At 63.8% G+C, this 17786-nt stretch carries 17 protein-coding genes; 7 read left to right on the top strand and 10 right to left on the bottom strand.

Annotation, left to right across the window (positions count from 1 at the left end):
• Window positions 1-34: 34 nt before the first annotated feature.
• From J3S28_RS19330 to J3S28_RS19315, 4 genes are all read right to left on the bottom strand, one after another.
• Complete coding sequence (locus J3S28_RS19330) at window positions 35-346, bottom strand: DUF2516 family protein (RefSeq protein ID WP_207842355.1); 312 nt, start codon at window positions 344-346, stop codon at window positions 35-37.
• Between the two features lie 85 nt (window positions 347-431).
• The gene (locus J3S28_RS19325; RefSeq protein WP_207842354.1) at window positions 432-1181 is read right to left on the bottom strand and encodes a heparin-binding hemagglutinin; all 750 of its coding nucleotides are present in this window, start codon (window positions 1179-1181) and stop codon (window positions 432-434) included.
• On the bottom strand, window positions 1168-1671 hold the full coding sequence (locus J3S28_RS19320) for a helix-turn-helix domain-containing protein (protein WP_207842472.1): 504 nt from the start codon (window positions 1669-1671) through the stop codon (window positions 1168-1170). Before J3S28_RS19320 ends, J3S28_RS19325 begins: the two co-directional genes overlap by 14 nt.
• A 106-nt stretch (window positions 1672-1777) precedes the next feature.
• Window positions 1778-3163, bottom strand: coding sequence for a DUF445 domain-containing protein (locus tag J3S28_RS19315; RefSeq protein ID WP_207842353.1), 1386 nt, complete (start codon window positions 3161-3163; stop codon window positions 1778-1780).
• Window positions 3164-3309: 146 nt separating this feature from the next.
• Between J3S28_RS19315 and J3S28_RS19310 the strand changes: the two genes are divergently transcribed.
• The 4 genes from J3S28_RS19310 to J3S28_RS19295 all read left to right on the top strand — a co-directional run bounded on the left by J3S28_RS19310 (window position 3310) and on the right by J3S28_RS19295 (window position 6601).
• Window positions 3310-4107 (top strand): TetR/AcrR family transcriptional regulator, encoded by a 798-nt coding sequence (locus J3S28_RS19310; RefSeq protein ID WP_207842352.1) that lies wholly within the window; start codon window positions 3310-3312, stop codon window positions 4105-4107.
• Between the two features lie 73 nt (window positions 4108-4180).
• A complete protein-coding gene (locus J3S28_RS19305) occupies window positions 4181-5020 on the top strand; it encodes an SDR family NAD(P)-dependent oxidoreductase (RefSeq protein WP_207842351.1) in 840 nt (279 codons plus the stop codon).
• A gap of 348 nt (window positions 5021-5368) precedes the next feature.
• Complete coding sequence (locus J3S28_RS19300) at window positions 5369-6091, top strand: hypothetical protein (protein WP_207842350.1); 723 nt, start codon at window positions 5369-5371, stop codon at window positions 6089-6091.
• Between the two features lie 186 nt (window positions 6092-6277).
• Window positions 6278-6601, top strand: coding sequence for a putative quinol monooxygenase (locus J3S28_RS19295; protein WP_207842349.1), 324 nt, complete (start codon window positions 6278-6280; stop codon window positions 6599-6601).
• A gap of 78 nt (window positions 6602-6679) precedes the next feature.
• Here J3S28_RS19295 and metE read toward each other — a convergent pair whose 3' ends face one another.
• The 4 genes from metE to J3S28_RS19275 all read right to left on the bottom strand — a co-directional run bounded on the left by metE (window position 6680) and on the right by J3S28_RS19275 (window position 12573).
• A complete protein-coding gene (gene metE, locus J3S28_RS19290; protein WP_207842348.1) occupies window positions 6680-8983 on the bottom strand; it encodes a 5-methyltetrahydropteroyltriglutamate--homocysteine S-methyltransferase in 2304 nt (767 codons plus the stop codon).
• A 13-nt stretch (window positions 8984-8996) separates the two neighbouring features.
• Complete coding sequence (locus tag J3S28_RS19285; protein WP_207842347.1) at window positions 8997-9890, bottom strand: 3-hydroxybutyryl-CoA dehydrogenase; 894 nt, start codon at window positions 9888-9890, stop codon at window positions 8997-8999.
• Window positions 9891-10127: 237 nt separating this feature from the next.
• Complete coding sequence (gene aceA, locus J3S28_RS19280) at window positions 10128-11423, bottom strand: isocitrate lyase (RefSeq protein ID WP_207842346.1); 1296 nt, start codon at window positions 11421-11423, stop codon at window positions 10128-10130.
• A gap of 433 nt (window positions 11424-11856) precedes the next feature.
• Window positions 11857-12573 carry a hypothetical protein gene (locus J3S28_RS19275; protein ID WP_207842345.1) on the bottom strand — a complete coding sequence of 239 codons (717 nt, stop codon included), beginning with the start codon at window positions 12571-12573 and terminating at the stop codon, window positions 11857-11859.
• Between the two features lie 42 nt (window positions 12574-12615).
• Between J3S28_RS19275 and ramB the strand changes: the two genes are divergently transcribed.
• Complete coding sequence (ramB, locus tag J3S28_RS19270) at window positions 12616-14025, top strand: acetate metabolism transcriptional regulator RamB (RefSeq protein ID WP_207842344.1); 1410 nt, start codon at window positions 12616-12618, stop codon at window positions 14023-14025.
• A gap of 79 nt (window positions 14026-14104) precedes the next feature.
• Here ramB and J3S28_RS19265 read toward each other — a convergent pair whose 3' ends face one another.
• A complete protein-coding gene (locus J3S28_RS19265) occupies window positions 14105-14908 on the bottom strand; it encodes an amino acid ABC transporter ATP-binding protein (protein WP_272874218.1) in 804 nt (267 codons plus the stop codon).
• On the bottom strand, window positions 14905-16353 hold the full coding sequence (locus J3S28_RS19260; RefSeq protein WP_207842470.1) for an ABC transporter permease subunit: 1449 nt from the start codon (window positions 16351-16353) through the stop codon (window positions 14905-14907). The genes J3S28_RS19265 and J3S28_RS19260 overlap by 4 nt, the downstream gene beginning before the upstream one ends.
• A gap of 138 nt (window positions 16354-16491) precedes the next feature.
• On the opposite strand from J3S28_RS19260, the gene J3S28_RS19255 reads away from it, so the two are divergent.
• Window positions 16492-17022, top strand: coding sequence for a carboxymuconolactone decarboxylase family protein (locus J3S28_RS19255; RefSeq protein WP_207842343.1), 531 nt, complete (start codon window positions 16492-16494; stop codon window positions 17020-17022).
• Complete coding sequence (locus tag J3S28_RS19250; RefSeq protein WP_207842342.1) at window positions 17019-17765, top strand: class I SAM-dependent methyltransferase; 747 nt, start codon at window positions 17019-17021, stop codon at window positions 17763-17765. The genes J3S28_RS19255 and J3S28_RS19250 overlap by 4 nt, the downstream gene beginning before the upstream one ends.
• Window positions 17766-17786: the final 21 nt, after the last annotated feature.

The raw sequence follows: 17786 nt of genomic DNA, 5'->3' as shown, positions 1-17786 counted from the left end.
TAAACGCACTATTCACCGCCAGCGACGGCGGTCGTCAGTGCTTGCGAAACCAGGTCTTGTTCTGGATCGAGTCGACCCGTGGCCGCACGTCCACGATGTAGACGATCGTGGCGACCACGCCGACGATGCCCAGGATGCCGATGGCCCCGAACAACCAGATGAACAGGGTCGCGGCCGTGAGGATGGACACCCAGATCACCTTCGTCTGGCGGTCGACCGCCGGGAAGGCGTCCGGACGCTGCAGGGCGGCGTGCACCAACGACACCGCCGCCGCGATCCCGGCGACAACTGTCAGCAGCAGCAGAACAAGACTTTGGGCGTACCCCAAGAATGAGAGAACATTCACGGGTGCAGCCTACTGTCCGGTTCGCGTGTGGCGACAGGCGAGTGACGGGTTCGCAGCGGCGGAGCCGGTGGCTGGAGTTGGGCGACTAGCTGGTGGCCTTCTTGGCCGGGGCCTTCTTCGCGGGAGCCTTCTTGGCCGGAGCCTTGGCAGCCGGAGCCTTCGCAGCCGGCGTCGCCGGGGTGGCCTTCGCCGGTGCCTTCTTGGCCGGCGCTGTGGCCTGGGCGATCTTCTTGGCAGGCGAATCCTTCGACGAGCGCGCCTTGCTCTCGACCTTGCCCGCGGTTCCGTTGATCGCGTCGGTGGCCTCGTCGGTCGCGTCCTCGATCTTGTCCTGGGCGATGCCCGCGAGCTTGGCAGCGCGCTGGCCGACCGCCCGGGTCTGCGACGAGATGGTGCCGAGGGTGTCCTCGGTCAGATCGACAGCGTCGTTGTAGGCCTTCTCTGCACGGCTGAGCTGTTCGCCCACGGCCGGAGTGGTGCGCAGCCGTTCGACGGTCTCTTCGCCACGCTCTGCGAGCGAGTTGTAGATGTTGGTCGCGACCTCGATGTAGGCCTCGGCGACCTTGCGCAGCTCCTCGGAGGTGAACTTCGCGCGCAGCTCGTCGATGTTCGACGGAACCTCTTCGGGCAGAGCAGAAATGCGCTCGCGAGTCTCTTCGATCCGGGTCTGCGCGGTGGTGCGGGTCTCTTCGAAGCGGGCCTGGGCCTGCTCGGTGGCGGTCTCGGTGCGCTCACGCAGCTGAGCAATCACTTCGTTGACCTGCTTGAAAGCGAGGTCGCCGGCGCCGACGGCGGCGTAGATGGGGTTGGCGAGATTGCGATCAGACTTGGTCATTGGTTTCCTCCAGGTATTCACGTGGGTTCGATTGTGTTGTGTCCGTGTGGCTTTCGACCACAGCCCGGTTCTCTTTACAAAAGGACTCGTAGATCTCGAGCAACACTTGTTTCTGGCGTTCGCTGATGACGGTGTCTGCCGTCAGCGCGTCGCGCACCGGACTCGCGGGCCTCTCTTCGAGAATCCCGGCCCGTACGTACAGCACCTCGGCCGACACACGCAGACCCTTGGCGATCTGGGCCAACACATCGGCTGAAGGCTTGCGCAACCCTCGTTCAATTTGGCTGAGGTACGGATTACTGACGCCCGCACGCTCAGCAAGCTGGCGTAGCGACACCTCGGCGCCCATCCGCTGCGATCTGATGAAGCTACCTATGTCCTGGGCAGCAGTGGCGACGTTGGCACTGATGTCCTGGGCGATGTCCTGTGCCGCGTTCGCGACTACAGCCGTCACCGGCTCGTCATCGGGATCAGCTGGCGTTGGAACCATCTCGGGCAACTCCTTCAAGCCTCGAATGCCATAGTGCCGACCCGTGCTAGCAATTGCAAGCACTTGAGCTAATTCGTGATGAAGGCCACAAACATCACGGTGTCCTTTAGTGAAAGAGCAGTACAGAGACGGTGTAGATCGCCAAACCGGCCAGCGAACCGACCACCGTGCCGTTGATGCGGATGAATTGCAGATCGCGCCCGACCTGCAGTTCGATCTTGTTGCTCGTGTCCTCGGCGTCCCACCCGCGCACGGTCTCGGTGATCACCGAGATGATCTCCTGCGAATAATTCTCCGAGATGTGCCTGGCCACCCGGACCATCCAGATGTTCATCTTGTTCTTGAGCACCTCGTCGTCGCGAATACGCTCGGCGATCTGGATGATCGAGTCCGTCAGCGTCGCGCGGAGCGTCCCGTTCGGGTCGGCCAAGAGCTGCTCGATCAACGCCTTGCCCGCATTCCACGCGGTCGACGCGGCCCCGGTGACCTCGTCACGTTCGAGCAGCTCGGATTTGATCGCCTCGAGGCGCGCGATCGTATCCGGGTCGTTTTGCAGGTCGTGGGCCAGTTGCACCATCACCCCGGTCATCGCCTGGCGGACCTGATGGTTCGGATCGGTCTTGACCTTGAACGAGAATTCGACGATCTCGCGATAGAGCCGATCTCCGACGAGGCTGTTCACGAACTTCGGAGCCCACGCAGGACCGTCCTTGTCGATCACGCGGTCGATCAGATCTTGGCTGCCCAGAGCGAAGTCGTGGGCCCTGTCGCACAGCAGCTGGATGACGGGCTCCAGCCGGTTCTCCGAGATCAGTTGTTCGAGCACCCGGCCCGCCGGCGGCCCCCACTCGGGTTCGGCTGCCCAGCGCATGGCCGCGGTGATCAGCTTCTCGATGTCCTCGTCGTCGAGCATCTCCGCCGCGAACGCGATACCGCGGGCAGCCTCTGCCCCCACGCGGGGCGCGTTCTTGGGGTCGGCCAACCAACTGGAGACCCGGGTCGGCAACGCCAGTTGCGCGACCTTCTCCTCGATGACGTCCGGCGTCATGAAGTTCTCTTCGATGAAGCCACCCAGCTGATCGCCGATCTGGTCCTTCTTCTTTCGGATCAGCGCGGTGTGCGGGATCGGAATGCCCATCGGGTGCTTGAACAGCGCAGTGACGGCAAACCAGTCGGCAAGCGCACCGACCATGCCCGCCTCCGACGCGGCGCGCACGTACCCGACCCAGGCGGCGACGTTCTCGCCGTCGCGATCCTCGAGCCAGCGGCAGCACAGATAGATGACCGCCGCGAGCATCAGGAGCCCGGTCGCGACAAGCTTCATCCGCCGCAGGGCGGCCTTGCGTTCACTGTCTGCGTCGCTGAGCCCGGCGATGTTCCGCTTCGGGGCGGGGTTCGTTTCCTTCGCGGCATGCCGACCGGCGGGTAGCTCCCTCGGCGATCGGTCCGCGTCCGGACCGGCCGTCGGCCGCGGAGCTTGTGTCGGTTGCATCCATCCAGTGTTACCCAAAGCGGGGCGCGGAAACCGCGAGCCCGGTGGTGACCCGCCTCTCGATGCCCTACCCGAGTGCGAGGGAACATAAGGTGGAACCAAGTTCGACCATGACCGGCGCTACGACCAGAAATGACTCCCCCACGATGTCCCCACGCCCCAACCCGGCCGCCGCCGCCCGCGCCGCGGTGGCCGCCGCCGCCACCGCCGCGAGCAAGGGGGTGTCACTCCCGCAGGCCATCCGTAACCAGGTCGGCGCCGACGACGTCAAGACCGACGGACGTAAGCGGCGCTGGGAAGGCCACAAGGAGGCCCGGCGTACCGAACTCGTCGACGGCACCCTCGCGGCCGTGCGGGCCCTCGGCGCCGACGCGGGCATGGACGAGATCGCGTCGGAGATCGGCGTGTCCAAAACCGTCCTCTACCGCTATTTCAGCGACAAGAGCGACCTGACCACCGCCGCGATGATGCGCTTCCTCGAGACGGTGCTCGTGCCGCGACTGGGAAGCGCGATCAACGAAGACGTCGGCGAGTTCGAACTGACACGCATGGTGATCTCCGTCTACGTCCAGACCGTGGCCGACGAACCCCACATCTATTCGTTTGTCATGGCCGGCGGATCGGGCACCCAGGTGCTCGCGGATTCCCAGAAGCTCGTCGCTCAGATGCTCACGTTCGTGATGATCAACCGGATGGTCGAGCAGGGTTCACAGACGGCCGGGGTCGAGACCTGGGCGTACAGCCTCGTCGGTGCAATCCAGCTCGCGGTGCACTGGTGGATGGTCGAACAGCGCCTGGGTAAGGACGAACTGATCGACTACCTGACGATGATGGTCTGGTCGTCGATCTCGGGCATCGCGGCCGCCGGCGGGTCCGCGGAGTACTTCAACGCGCAAGATCATCCGATGCCGCAAACACCCGAGTCGACACGACGGACCGACTGAGACGCCCGAATCCGCATCACGCCCGGATATCCAGCCGATAGATTGGCGCCATGGGTAATAGTTGCGGACACAAGTGAGCGAAACAGGGCCAGTGGCACTGGTCACCGGGGCGAGCCGCGGTGTCGGCAAAGGTGTGGCCACCGCTCTGGGCGCGACAGGCTGGACGGTGTACGTCACCGCACGCGGCGGCATCGGCCCCGATGACCCACTGGGGCAGACCATCTCGGAGATCGAGGACGCCGGCGGGTCCGCGGTCGGGGTGAGTCTCGATCACGCCGACGACGGCGCCGTCGCCGGGCTGTTCAGGCAGATCCACGCCGAGCAGGGTCGCCTCGACCTACTGGTCAACAACGTTTGGGCCGCCCCCAAGGGCTTCGGCGGGTTCAGCGACAAATTCTGGGAGCGACCCGTATCCGACTGGGACACCCTCATCACGGTCGGCGTCCGCGCGCACTACGTCGCATGCGTCGAAGCCGCCAAGATCATGGTGCCCCAGGGTTCCGGTTTGATGGTCAACATCTCGTCGTTCGGAACCCGCGGACACCTGCACTCGGTGCTGTACGGCATGAGCAAGGCTGCACTCGACAAGATGGCATTCGACATGGCGCACGAACTCGAAGGCACCGGAGTCGCCGCGATCTCATTGTGGCTCGGGCTCATTCAGACAGAGCTGCTGCTCTCGCTCGGTATCGAGGAGTTCGCCGGATTCCGGCTCGACGAGGCCGAGCACCCACAATTCGTCGGCCGCGTCATCGATCGCCTGTGGCGCGATCCGTCGCTGTTGGAGAACAACGGACACAGTCTCGTCACCGCCGAACTCGGCGCTTCCTACGGACTGACCAACAATGACGGCGGACTACCGAAATCCCATCGCGAGCCCTTCGGGGGCGGACCCCTGTTCCCGCCGTCCTGAAAGAGACTCGATCCGGAATCTGCTCCACTTTCAGTAATCCGCTCCGGTTCCAACGCACTCCGAACCGGAGCGGATTACTGGAACTGGAGCAGATTCTGGCGGGGTAAACCTTGCAATGCAGCCATTTTCGTTTCGTTGAGTTCATGCAAACGTTGTCAGAGTTCAATGACAGAAAGTGAACTCGCAATTAATTAACGAATGCAATAAAAGTTGAGTTACGTTCTAGGTAAATCGTTCAGATGCATATTTCCCTGATATTGCCGAGGATTTGCATTCAGGCGACTGACGTTTGTTACGTTGACGTCTTCAGCACCAACAGCAGGTCTATTACTGGAGGTCGATCTTCGCATGAACCGCACCATTCTCCGTACCACCACCGCCGTAGCCGCAGTCAGCGCAGCAGCTCTGTTCTTCCCCGCGGTCGCGTCCGCTGCGCCCTTGTCGGCGGAGGATTGCGCGCAGATCTCTACGCTGAACCAGCCCAACGGCTGGGGCAACCCCTTCAGCGACGAGGCGGATCAGGCCGGCAAGCACGTTGCGACTCAGGTCGTCGACGGCGACGGTTCGCTCGAACTCACCACCGTCGCACCCAGAAACCGCGCAGCTTCCTACCACGAAGTCAGTGACCTGAAGCTCTCTGAGGTCGCGGGACCGCTGAAGTTCCAAAGCAACGGTCCAGCCAACTGGCAGGTTCGCGTCACCGGCGCTAACACCATCGGCGCGAACGCGAGCGCGGATGGTTTCGCCACCTTCGTGTGGTCAGGTGACGGCACCCAAGACGCCTCTACCTCCGATCAATGGTGGGCAACCCGCAATCTCGAAGGATACGACCGAGGGGAGAAGGGCACCCTCGACGATTTGGCTGAGGCGGCGGGCGCAGACACTCAGGTCAACCACTACGGCATCTCGGTCGAAGGGCCCGAGGGCACCAAGGCCAACATCGACAATGTGCAGTTCAACGGCTGCACCACGAACTTCAAGGCCGTCGGTGCCGCCGAAGACGACGGTGGCGCCTTTGGGTCACTGGGTGGCTTCGGTCTCGCCAATCTGATCCCGGGACTGCCCAGCTGACGCTGGTCGGACCTGTCCACCGGATGCCCCTGCCGAACACGGTGGGGGCATTCGTCTGTACTGCTCCGGCCGTCTCATCTTGCGACGGCAGTCCCCTCTTGGCCTCAATGCCCGGAGGCTCGTTCGCCCACGCAACTACGATTTCAGGTGAGCGTGCAGTGGCGACGACAAGAATGGAGAAGCGAAGTGATTTTCATCGTGGTCAAGTTCCAGGTGAAGCCCGAGTGGGCCGATCGATGGTTGGATCTCGTCGATCCCTTCACGCAGGCGACACGCGCCGAACCGGGCAACAAGTGGTTCGACTGGTCACGCAGTGTCGACGACCCCAACGAGTTCGTCCTGGTCGAGGCCTTCGAAGACGATGCGGCAGGCCCGCACGTCAACAGCGACCACTTCAAGAAGGCGACGCAGGAAGAAATGCCACAGGCGCTGGTGTCGACGCCGCGCATCATCAGTCACACCATCGACGCCGACGACTGGTCGGCGATGGGTGAGATCACCATCGACTGACGGGTGATCCCGAATACGCGCCACCTAGATGCATACGCGCCTGTTGCACCTGTCGCGTACGCACGCAGGTGGCGCGATTCAGCTGAGCGGGTGGGTATCGAGACGACGCCGCTGCCGCCGCGCGGCGGCGACCATGTTGCGTAGCGACGGTTCGAGCTGCCAATAGTGCCTGGTCTTGAGGCCGCCATCTGGGTTGACCCACAGCCGATCCGAATCGATCGCGGCGGCGGCACGCTGGATGCGCGCATCGATCTCGTCGATGTCAGGAATCGCCGCACTACGACTCTCATATGCCCCCGGCCCGACGTCACGCCTGATCGCTGTTCCCGAACTCGCGATCTGATCGAGGACCCAGCCGATGGAGCGGGTCGCCACGACCGACGTCACGTCGGCATCGAGGGCGTCGAACGCCGCGACCACCGACGCGATGCTCGAGTACCCGATGTGGGTATGAATCTGCGTCTGGGCCTTGGCCCCTCCGACGGCGAGCTTGAATGCGTTGACCGCCCAGTCGAGGTACCCGACCCGGCCCCGTTCGCGCAATGGCAGCAGTTCCCGGATGGCCGGCTCATCGACCTGGATGATCCTGATGCCTGCCTTCTCCAGATCGGCGACCTCATCGCGCACCGCCAATGCCAATTGTTCGGCTGTCTCATGCAGCGGCTGATCCTGTCGGACGAAGGATCTCGCCAACATGGTCACCGGGCCGGTCAGGATGCCCTTCACCGGTTTGTCGGTCAACGACTGCGCGTAAGTGATCCACTCGACGGTCATCGGACCTGTGCGCTTGACGTCGCCGTACAGGATCGGGGGCCGCACGCACCGCGATCCGTACACCTGGACCCAGCCGAAATGCGTTGTGACGTACCCTTCCATCAGCTCGGCGAAGTACTCGATCATGTCATTGCGCTCGATCTCACCGTGCACCAGGACGTCGAGTCCGATGTCGTTCTGTAGGTCGATCACCCGCTTGATCTCGTCGAGCAGCAGTTGCCGGTACTCGTCCCAGGTCAACCGGCCTTGACCGTACTCGTACCGGGCCTGGCGGATCTCCGCGGTCTGCGGGAATGACCCCAGGGTGCAGGTCGGGACCGGCGGAAGTCTCAAAGCCTGCCGCTGCGCCTTGCGCCTGACCTCGTACGGTGGCCGCTCACGCTGATCCGGTCGGATCGCGGAAACACGTTGACGCACATCATGCTTCAACGTGAAGTGCACCGACTTCGGACGATCCGACCACCGTTCGGGAGCCCCATGGGTGACGGCTTTTGCAAGGGCCACGACCTCGCCGACCTTTTGCTTGGCGAATGCGAGCCTGTCGGCGACGTCGCCGGGGATATCGTATTCGACCAGCAGGTCCACCGGTACGTGGAGCAGGCTGCAGGACGTCGACACCACCACATCGGGGATGACGGCCTTGATGGCGAGCAGGTAGTCGAGCGTGCGCGCCTTGTCGGCCTTCCACACGTTGCGTCCGTTGATGACACCCGCGTACAGACGCTTGCGATCGAGTCCAGGAATTTTCGCCAGACCCACCGCGCTGATCGGCTCGGACACCAGGTCAAGACCGATCGCTTCGATTCTCGTTGCGGCCAGAATCGGAAGCGCCGCACCGAGATCACCGTACTGGCCGGTGACGAGTAGACGCGGTCGCTGACTGACGGCGGCCAGCGAGTCATAGACGGTCCCGAGCAGCGCCAGTTCCTCGTCGGTCCGGTCGCTGGTGAAGGCCGGTTCGTCGAGTTGGACGCATGTGGCACCCTGGGCAGCGAGTTCCTTGAACAGTTGCAGATAGGCGGCGATCAGCTCGTGGATCTTGTCGATCGGCGAGAAACCTTCGGGCGCATCAGGTGCCGGCGCTGACAGCAGCAGCAGTGAGATCGGGCCGAGGACCACCGGCCGCAACTCGATGCCCTGATGCTTGGCCCTGGCGTGCTCGGCCAGCAATGATTCGGCGTGCAGTGAGAAGGTGGTGTCCGGGTCGATCTCGGGCTGCCGGTAGTGATAGTTGGTGCCGAAGAACTTCACCAACTCCAGGGGCGGAAAATCGGGTTTGCCGCGAGCCAACGTGAAGTAGAAGTCCAACGGGTGGAGTTCGGCCTCGAGCGCCGCATATCGCCTCGGTACAGCACCGAACAGCAGCGCGTTGTCGAGCACGTGATCGTAGAACGAGAAGGTGTTGCCCGGCACCTGTTCGAGTCCGGTCGCGGCGAGTTCCTGCCACATGTCGTCCTGCAGGTGCCGCCCGACGGTGATCAGCTCTTCGACCGAACCACCGAGATGCCAGTACTTTTCGAGCGCGCGTTTGAGTTCGCGCCGAGCGCCTATGCGCGGATACCCCAGGATCGAGGACCCGTATTCGATCTTCTCCTGCGGGCCGGTCATGGTCTCGCCCGGGTTATCTACCCGCGCCGGTCTTCGCCGGGCTGTCCGCGTACACGTAAAAACCGTGTCCGGCCTTCTTGCCCAGCCGACCTGCCTCGACCATGCGCAGCAGTATCGGCGGAGGAGAGTAGAGCGGTTCCTTGAACTCTTCGTACATCTTGTCGGCGATCGCCTTCACTGTGTCGAGACCGACGAGGTCGCTGAGCTTGAGCGGGCCCATGGGGTGCGCGCAACCGAGCACCATCGCCTTGTCGATGTCTTCGACCGTGGCAAAACCGCTCTCCACCATGCGGATCGCCGAGAGCAGGTACGGCACCAACAAGGCGTTGACCACAAATCCGGAGCGATCAGAGGATCGGACGACCTGCTTGCCGAGAATGTCGCGGGCGAAGGCCTCGGCGCGCGTGGTGACGTCGTCCGAGGTCATCAGCGTGGTGACCAGTTCGACGAGGGGCAACACCGGCACCGGGTTGAAGAAGTGCATCCCGACCACCCGATGAGCATTGGCAGTTGCCATGCCCAGCTTCATGATCGGGATCGAAGACGTGTTGGAAGCGAGCACGGCATTGGGGTCCGTGACCACCTTGTCGAGTTCTTTGAAGATCTCGGTCTTGACGGCCTCGTCTTCGACCACCGCCTCACACACCATCTGCCGGTCAGCGAAATCGCCCAGATCGGAGGTGAAGCGCAGCCGCCACGATGCCTGTTCCCGCTCACGTTCGGTGAGTTTTCCGCTACTCACACCGCGATCGAGGGAGCGCAGGATGCGGGACCGTCCAGCGGCTGCCAACTCACGGGTCGTCTCGTACACCAACACGTCGGCGTGCGCCCGGGCACAGACTTCGGCGATGCCTGCGCCCATCTGACCGGCACCGATTATGCCGACCCGTGAAATCTTCTCGCTCACAACAAGCTCCTAAAACAACGAGCACAACATCTTTGAACAAAGAGGAACCAGCACCAAGGGTGAGAAGAGGGTAACCCTTGTGGGGTACGCCCAAAGCTCACCGAAAAACCAGCAGACGGCCCGCAGCGGTGGCTGCGGACCGCCTGACTGGTTCGCTTAAGTCCCGGAGTGGCGGGTTAGCCCGCAACGGTAGTCGCGAGCCGCCTGACTAGTTCGTTAGAGTCCCGGGGTGGCGGCTCAGTGGAATTGGCCCTCTTCGGTGCTGCCGGCCAGTGCAGTCGTGCTGCTGGTCGGGTCGACCGTGGTGGCGATGTTGTCGAAGTAACCTGCGCCGACCTCACGCTGGTGCTTGACGGCGGTGAAGCCACGCTCGTCGGCTGCCTTGAACTCGCGGTTCTGCAGGTCGACGAATGCCGTCATCTGCTCGCGGGCGTAGCCGTAGGCGAGGTCGAACATGCCGTAGTTGAGCGAGTGGAATCCGGCCAGGGTGATGAACTGGAAGGTGAATCCCATTGCGCCGAGCTCGTTCTGGAACTTCGCGATGGTGGAGTCGTCGAGGTGCTTGCTCCAGTTGAACGACGGGCTGCAGTTGTACGACAGCAGCTGGTCCGGGAACTCGCTCTTGACGGACTCGGCGAACTTGCGGGCGAGCTCGAGGTCGGGGGTACCGGTCTCCATCCAGATCATGTCGGCGTACGGCGCGTAGGACTTGGCGCGCTCGATGCACGGCTCGATGCCGTTCTTGACGTGGTAGTAGCCCTCTGCGGTGCGCTCACCGGTGACGAACTTCTTGTCACGGTCGTCGACGTCGGAGGTGATCAGGGTGGCGGCCTCGGCGTCGGTACGGGCGATGACGACGGTCGGCACATTTGCGACGTCGGCAGCCAGGCGAGCCGAGCTCAGGGTGCGGATGTGCTGCTGGGTGGGGATGAGCACCTTGCCACCGAGGTGGCCGCACTTCTTCTCCGAGGCGAGCTGATCTTCCCAGTGGGTGCCTGCGGCACCGGCTGCGATCATCGCCTTCTGCAGTTCGTAGACGTTCAGGGCGCCACCGAAGCCGGCTTCGCCGTCGGCCACGATCGGCACAACCCAGTTGTCGACGGTGTCGTCACCCTCGACGCGGGCGATCTCGTCGGCGCGCAGGAGCGCGTTGTTGATGCGACGGACCACCGACGGAACCGAGTTCGCGGGGTACAGCGACTGGTCCGGGTAGGTGTGACCCGAGAGGTTCGCGTCGCCGGCGACCTGCCAGCCGGAGAGGTACACGGCCTTCAGTCCGGCGCGGACCTGCTGCACGGCCTGGTTACCGGTGAGGGCGCCGAGTGCGTTGATGTAGCTGCCGTCTCCTGCGGTGACGCCCTCCCAGAGGATTTCTGCGCCGCGGCGGGCGAGGGTCTGCTCCTCGACAACGCTGCCCTGCAGGTTGGCGACCGACTCTGCGCTGTAGTCGCGGGTGATGCCCTTCCAGCGGGGGTTGGTGTCCCAATCCTGCTGGATCTCGGCTGCGGTACGTGGTTTTCCGACGGTGCTCATATATAGCGCTCCATATTCGTTGAGCCTGTGCTGTGTGGCCGCCCTGCTTCCGAGGTTCTGAAGCGGGGCCGAGCCATTTCGGTGCGAATTAGCAATTTCTTCACTCCGGCTAGGCGGTGCCTGTACCGAGAGTGCCACACACAAACCCGCAGGTCCACACGTCGCGGGTGTGAATTCGGGCCAGTTTTGATAGTCCTGTTGCGAAGTTTGCAAAGATTGGCCTGTAAAACGGCCCCGAACTTCTTACCGACGAGTACGCAAAAAGTACGCGCGTACTGCATGTTTGTCGACCGGCCCACAGGGGCTGTTCTGGCTTCTTGCGGGGCCACCATCAGCGGACGAGTTCGGCGGATCCGACGTTTCGTGTGGCCACGATCACATCCGCTAGATCCGGCGGGTGGCCCTCGAGCCATCCGAACGGACGGCGGCGTCGCTAACCGACCGCCCCGGCAACCTGCGTCACTGCGCGAGTGAACAACTCTGCGAACTTCGCGTCCGTCATGCCATCTCGGGTCGAGACCGCCACCAGCTGGACGGTGACCCCGTCGACCACCGCATAGCCGGCCAGCGTCTGGGCCACCGCGGTCTTGCCGCCGGGGTAGGTGGTCGTGGCAACCGACTTGACCAGCAATGACAGGGACGTCGGCAGCGGCGGCGGGGTGAGGCGCTGGTTGTCGGTGACCACGCGGGCGCCGGCTGTGCTGCCGGTCGTGACCGTGATCGTCACCCGGGCGCACTCACCCGTATTGGCTCGGATATCGGCGTCGATGTCTCGCGGTACGGTCGTGACCAGCTCGATGATGCTGTTGCCCGTCGACGACTGCCATGCCGTCACCGCGGCGTTCGAGGGATCGAGCTGCTCGTTCAGCGTCGAGTCCGCGGTCGGGCGGCACTGGGGCGGATCGAACTGCGCGGTGGACGCCGCCGCCAGGGCAGCCGCATTCTGGTCTCGCAGGTCGACGACACCGAGTTCTGCTCGCTGATAACCGGCAGGAAACTCGCGGGCAGGCAACAGGGCACTCGCGGGTGTGAACTCTCCCGACTGCGACGACGACGGCGGCGCCGGATCGGCGTCGCCCCCACACGCGCTGGTCAGCAGGCCACAGGTCGCCAAGATGATCACCGGGACACCCACCCGCTCGCGCAGCATCCCCACAGCGTAGACACCGCCCAATCCGCCTACCCTGGAGGAATGTCCAAGACCTACGTCGGCGGGCGCCTTCGCCAGCTGCGCTCAGAGCGCGGTATGTCGCAGGTGGCGCTGGCCCAGTCCCTGGAGATCTCGCCGTCGTATCTGAACCAGATCGAGCACGACGCCCGCCCGCTGTCCGCGCCGGTTCTGCTCAAGATCAGCGAGGTGTTCGGTGTGGACACCACGTTCTTCGATTCCCAGGACAACGCACGCCTGATCGCCGAGATGCGTGAGGTGGTCATGGACGAGGACGTCGATGCCACCGCTGACGCGCAAGAGATCAGCGATCTCGTCGCCAGTCATCCCGAACTCGCCAAGGCGATGGTCAACCTGCACCGCCGATATCGGATCGCCACCGATCAACTGGCGGCCGCGACCGACGAGCGCGGCGACGGCAGCATGCGCGGATCGATCTCGGCCCCCCACGAGGAGGTGCGCGACTACTTCTACCAGCGCCACAACTACCTGCACGAACTCGATACCGCAGCCGAGGAGCTCACCACGCGGATGCGTATGCACTCCGGTGACGTCCGCAGCGAGATCGCCGACCGGCTCCAGACCGTGCACGGCGTCCAGATCGTGCGACGGGTCGACCTCGGCGACACGGTGCTGCACCGCTTCGACCCGGAGACCCGGCGCCTGGAGATCTCCGGTCACCTCTCCCAAGGACAGCGGGTGTTCAAACTCGCCGCCGAATTGGGCTACCTCGAATGCGGCGACCTGATGAAGCAGATGGCCGACGAAGGCAATTTCACCACCGACGAGGCGCGGGCACTGGCATTGCTCGGTATGGCCAACTACTACGCTGCCGCCGCTGTCCTCCCCTATGCCCAATTCCACGGCGCTGCAGAGGATTACCGCTACGACATCGAACGTCTGTCCGCTTTCTACGCGGTCTCGTATGAGACGGTGTGCCACCGGTTGTCGACGCTCCAGCGCCCCAATCTGCGCGGCGTTCCGTTCACCTTCGTCCGGGTCGACCGGGCGGGAAACATGTCGAAGCGTCAGTCCGCCACCGGTTTCCACTTTTCCAACAGCGGCGGCACCTGCCCGCTCTGGAATGTGTACGAGACCTTCGGGTCTCCGGGCAAGATCCAGACCCAGATCGCGCAGATGCCCGACGGACGGAACTACCTGTGGGTGGCGAGGACCGTCGAGCGCCGCGCCGCGCGGTATGGCCAGCCCGGCAAGACCTTCGCGATCGGGCTGGGTTGCGAACAACGCCACGCCGCGCGACTGGTCTACTCCGACGGACTCGAGATCGGTCCGCAGGCAAACGTCACCCTGATCGGTGCCGGTTGCCGGGTCTGCGAACGGGTCAACTGTCCCCAGCGCGCGTTCCCGGCCCTGGGCGCCAAACTCGACATCGACGAACACCGGAGCACGGTGTCGCCCTACCTGGTGCAGTGACGCGTCGACCTCGCAAACGCGCCGCCTCCGCACAGACACACCGGGTACAGGTGGTGCGTCCTCGCACTTGTGGGGCTGACTAGACCGGATCGAGGATCCGCCGCAGGAACTGCTTGGTCCGAGCATGTTTCGGGTCACCGATGACCTCGGCCGGTGTGCCCCTCTCCAGGACGACGCCACCGTCGGCGAACAGCACCTGATCGGCCACCTTCTGCGCGAAGCGGATCTCGTGGGTCACCACGACCATCGTCCAGCCCTGCGTGGCAAGGTCTTTCATGACCTCGAGCACCTCGCCGACCAGTTCGGGGTCGAGGGCAGATGTCGGTTCGTCGAACAGCATCAGTAGCGGCTTGAGCGCGAGTGCCCGTGCGATACCCACGCGCTGCTGCTGCCCACCGGACAGTTGGTGTGGATACTGATCCCGTTTCTCCTCCAGGCCCACCTGACGGAGCAGCACCTCGGCTTCGGCGACAAGTTCGTCGCGGTTGCGTTTCTGTACGATGAGCGGGCCTTCGAGCACGTTCTCGATCACCGTCTTGTGTGGGAACAGGTTGTGCCCCTGGAAGACCATGCCGCTCTGCGCCTGATATCGCTTGAGGAGGGGCCGCGGGACCGGGCGCTGGGAGAAGTCGACGGTGACGTCGCCGATCGTGATCTCGCCATCGTCCGGAACGTCGAGCGCGTTCAGCGATCGCAGGATCGTCGTCTTACCCGAACCGGACGGACCGATGATGGTGGTGACCGAACCGGACGGCACGGTGAAATCGATGCCGCGCAGCACGTGGTTGGCGCCGAACGACTTCTGCAGGCCTGCGACCGTGACCAGATCAGGGGCCGCCGGGGCGGGCGCGGATTTGCTCAGGGATGCGGGGATATCGGTCATTTCGCAACAAACCTATCCAGTCGGACTTCGAGACGGCCCTGGAACGAGGACAGAATCAGGCACACAATCCAGTAGTACACCGCGGCGGTGCCGTAGAGCGCGAAGAATTCGAACGTCGGTGCCGCTGCTATCTGTGCGGTGCGCAGCAGTTCGGTGACCAGAATCGTCGATGCCAACGAAGTGTCCTTCACCAGCGAGATCAAGGTGTTGGACAGTGGCGGCACCGCGGTGCGCAGGGCTTGCGGCAAGATGATCCGGCGCAGCGCGGTCGCGTAGTTCATCCCGATCGTCTCGGCCGCCTCCCACTGCCCCTTGGGGACACTGCTGATCGCCGACCTGATGATCTCGGCGGCATAGCCACCGACGTTCAGGCTGAAAGCTATTGCCGCGGCCGGGAACGGATTGATCAGAATGTTCAACTCGGGCAACGCGTAGAAGATGATGAACAACTGCACCAGAAGCGGGGTGCCACGGATGACAGAGATGTAGAACCGTGCCACCGCGGACAAAGCCCGATTTCTCGACATCCGCGCCAGCGCCACGCCCAGGGCGATGATCAGGCCGAAGAAGAAGCTGATCGCTGTCAACGGGAGCGTGACCGTCAACGTCGCCTTGAGCATCGGCCAGAGGTTGTCCAGGATGAGGTCCCACGTGCTCGGTGCCGTCCTGGGCTCCGACGTACCGGCCGCGTTCGCATTCAGGTACTGCTGCGAAATCCTCTCCAGCGTTCCATCCGCTTTCAGGACGTCCAGCGCGCCGTTGATCTTGTCCATCAGGCCGCTGTCCTTGCGCGCCGCGAACGCCTGCTCGCTTCGTTCACCGATGTTCGCGGCGATCTTGATGCTCGTATCGCCGGTGGTGGCCTGATAGGCCAACACGGACAGGCTGTCGTTGACGGTGGCCTGGACCCGGCCCTGGTTGAGCAGCTTGATCGCCTGGGTGAACCCCTCGACCGCCTCCACGTTGGCACCGGCATCCGCGGCGACTTGAGCCCAGTTGCTGGTCGACGACTGGGCGGTCGTCTTGCCTTTGAGGTCCGCCAGCGAGGTGATCGAGTTGTCGTCGGCCCTGGTGACGATGACGCCTTCGCCGATGGCGTACGGCTGTGACAGGTCGTATTTCGCCTTACGCTCGTCGGTGATCGTGACCTGATTGGCGACGATGTCGAAGCGGTCGGCCTCGAGCGCGGCGAAGATGGAGTCGAAGGGGGTCTCGACGAACTCGACCTCGAGGTTGAGCTCGTCGGCGACCGCCTTGGCCACGTCGATGTCGTATCCGACCAATTCGTTTGTTGCCGAGTCGTGGTAGCTGAACGGAGCGTAGGTGCCCTCGGTGCCGACCCTCAGGACACCTGACTTCTCCACCTTCTCGTATCCGGTGGCATCGTCGCCACCGCCGCAGGCGGCCAGGCTCAGCAGGGCAAAAAGCCCGGCCACCAACACCATCAGTATTCGCCGCACGGGCTACTCCAGTCCAGGGATCAGTGGGTCGTTCTGGCTGGCCGAACACTAACACCGCGACAGTGCGGGCAAAAGGTTTGCGATCAGTCGTCGCGGGGCGCCGTGTCCGCTAGGTTGGCAGACGTGAGTTCACCACGAATTGCGCCGGGTACGTTCCGCCAACTAGGGCCCTTCAACTGGGTGTTCAGCAAGGGGGCGGCGCGTGTGATCGGGGTGTCCGACGCGCACATCTTTTCCACCCTCGGTCGGGCGAAGGGTCTGTTTCACGGCTGGTTGCACTACTCGAGCCGAATGATGCCTTTCGGCAAGCTGTCTCGGCACTCGACCGAGTTGATCATCATTCGGACCGCCCATCTCCGCGCGTGCGAGTACGAGCTCGACCACCACAAGCGACTGGGCCGGCGTGCAGGTATCGACGAGGCGGAGTTCTCGAGGATCCTGCAGGGCCCCGAGGCAGGGTGGACCGGGCTCGACGAGGTTCTGCTGCGCGGCGTCGACGAGTTGGTCGGTACCAAGGATCTCAGCGACCTGGCGTGGAAAGAGCTGGCCGAGCACCTCGACGAACGCGAGTTGATCGAGTTTGTTCTGCTTGTCGGACAATATGATTCGCTGGCAACCACCATCGGGACCCTGCGGATCGAACGGGACTTTTGAGTAACGCACTGGAGCGCGCTCGCGAGTTGCTCGACCCCGGCCGGCTCAGTGGCCCCGTCGATGAGAGCCGGGGTTATCTCGACCTGCTCGGACCACCGGAGACGGCACCGAGCAGCACGTTGTGGGTCATGCAGAACCCACTGTTCGCCGCGGTCTACGAACGCGCCTGGCGGCCGATCTTCACCCGTCTGTACAGCCTGGGCGGCACCTCGGCTGCGAAGTTCGACCGCAGGTTGGTCACCCACCTCGGCCGGCCCGGAGATCGTACGATCCTCGATGTGGCATGCGGCCCGGGCAATTACACCCGGCGTCTGTCCGAGCGACTGACCGGAAACGGTGTTTGCATCGGCCTCGACTTCTCGGTACCGATGGTCACCAGGGCGGTCGCCGACAACAGCGGCGAGAGGGTGGCCTATGTGCGGGGCGACGCCCACCGGCTGCCGTTTCCGGATGGTTCGATCGACACCGTCTGCTGCCTGGCGGCGCTGTATCTCATCTCCGATCCGCAGGAGGTCATCGATGAACTCGCGCGGGTGGTCGCGCCAGGCGGCGAGGTCGCCATCTTCACGTCCCTTCGAACCCGGCTGACGTCCGCACGTGCGGTGAACAGGGTCGCCGCCCGCAGCGGCTATCGGCTGTTCGGGCGAGATGAGGTGACAGACCGGCTTCGCGCGGCCGGCCTCGTCGACGTGGAACAGACCATCACCGGGCAGGCGCAGTACGTGACGGCTCGCAAGCCCTGATCTCACCCGCACCAAGACGAT

This window comes from Williamsia soli (assembly GCF_017377795.1).
Taxonomy (GTDB): domain Bacteria; phylum Actinomycetota; class Actinomycetes; order Mycobacteriales; family Mycobacteriaceae; genus Williamsia; species Williamsia soli.
Note: the sequence above shows the minus strand (reverse complement) of the source record. Positions and strands in the feature narration are given on the sequence as shown.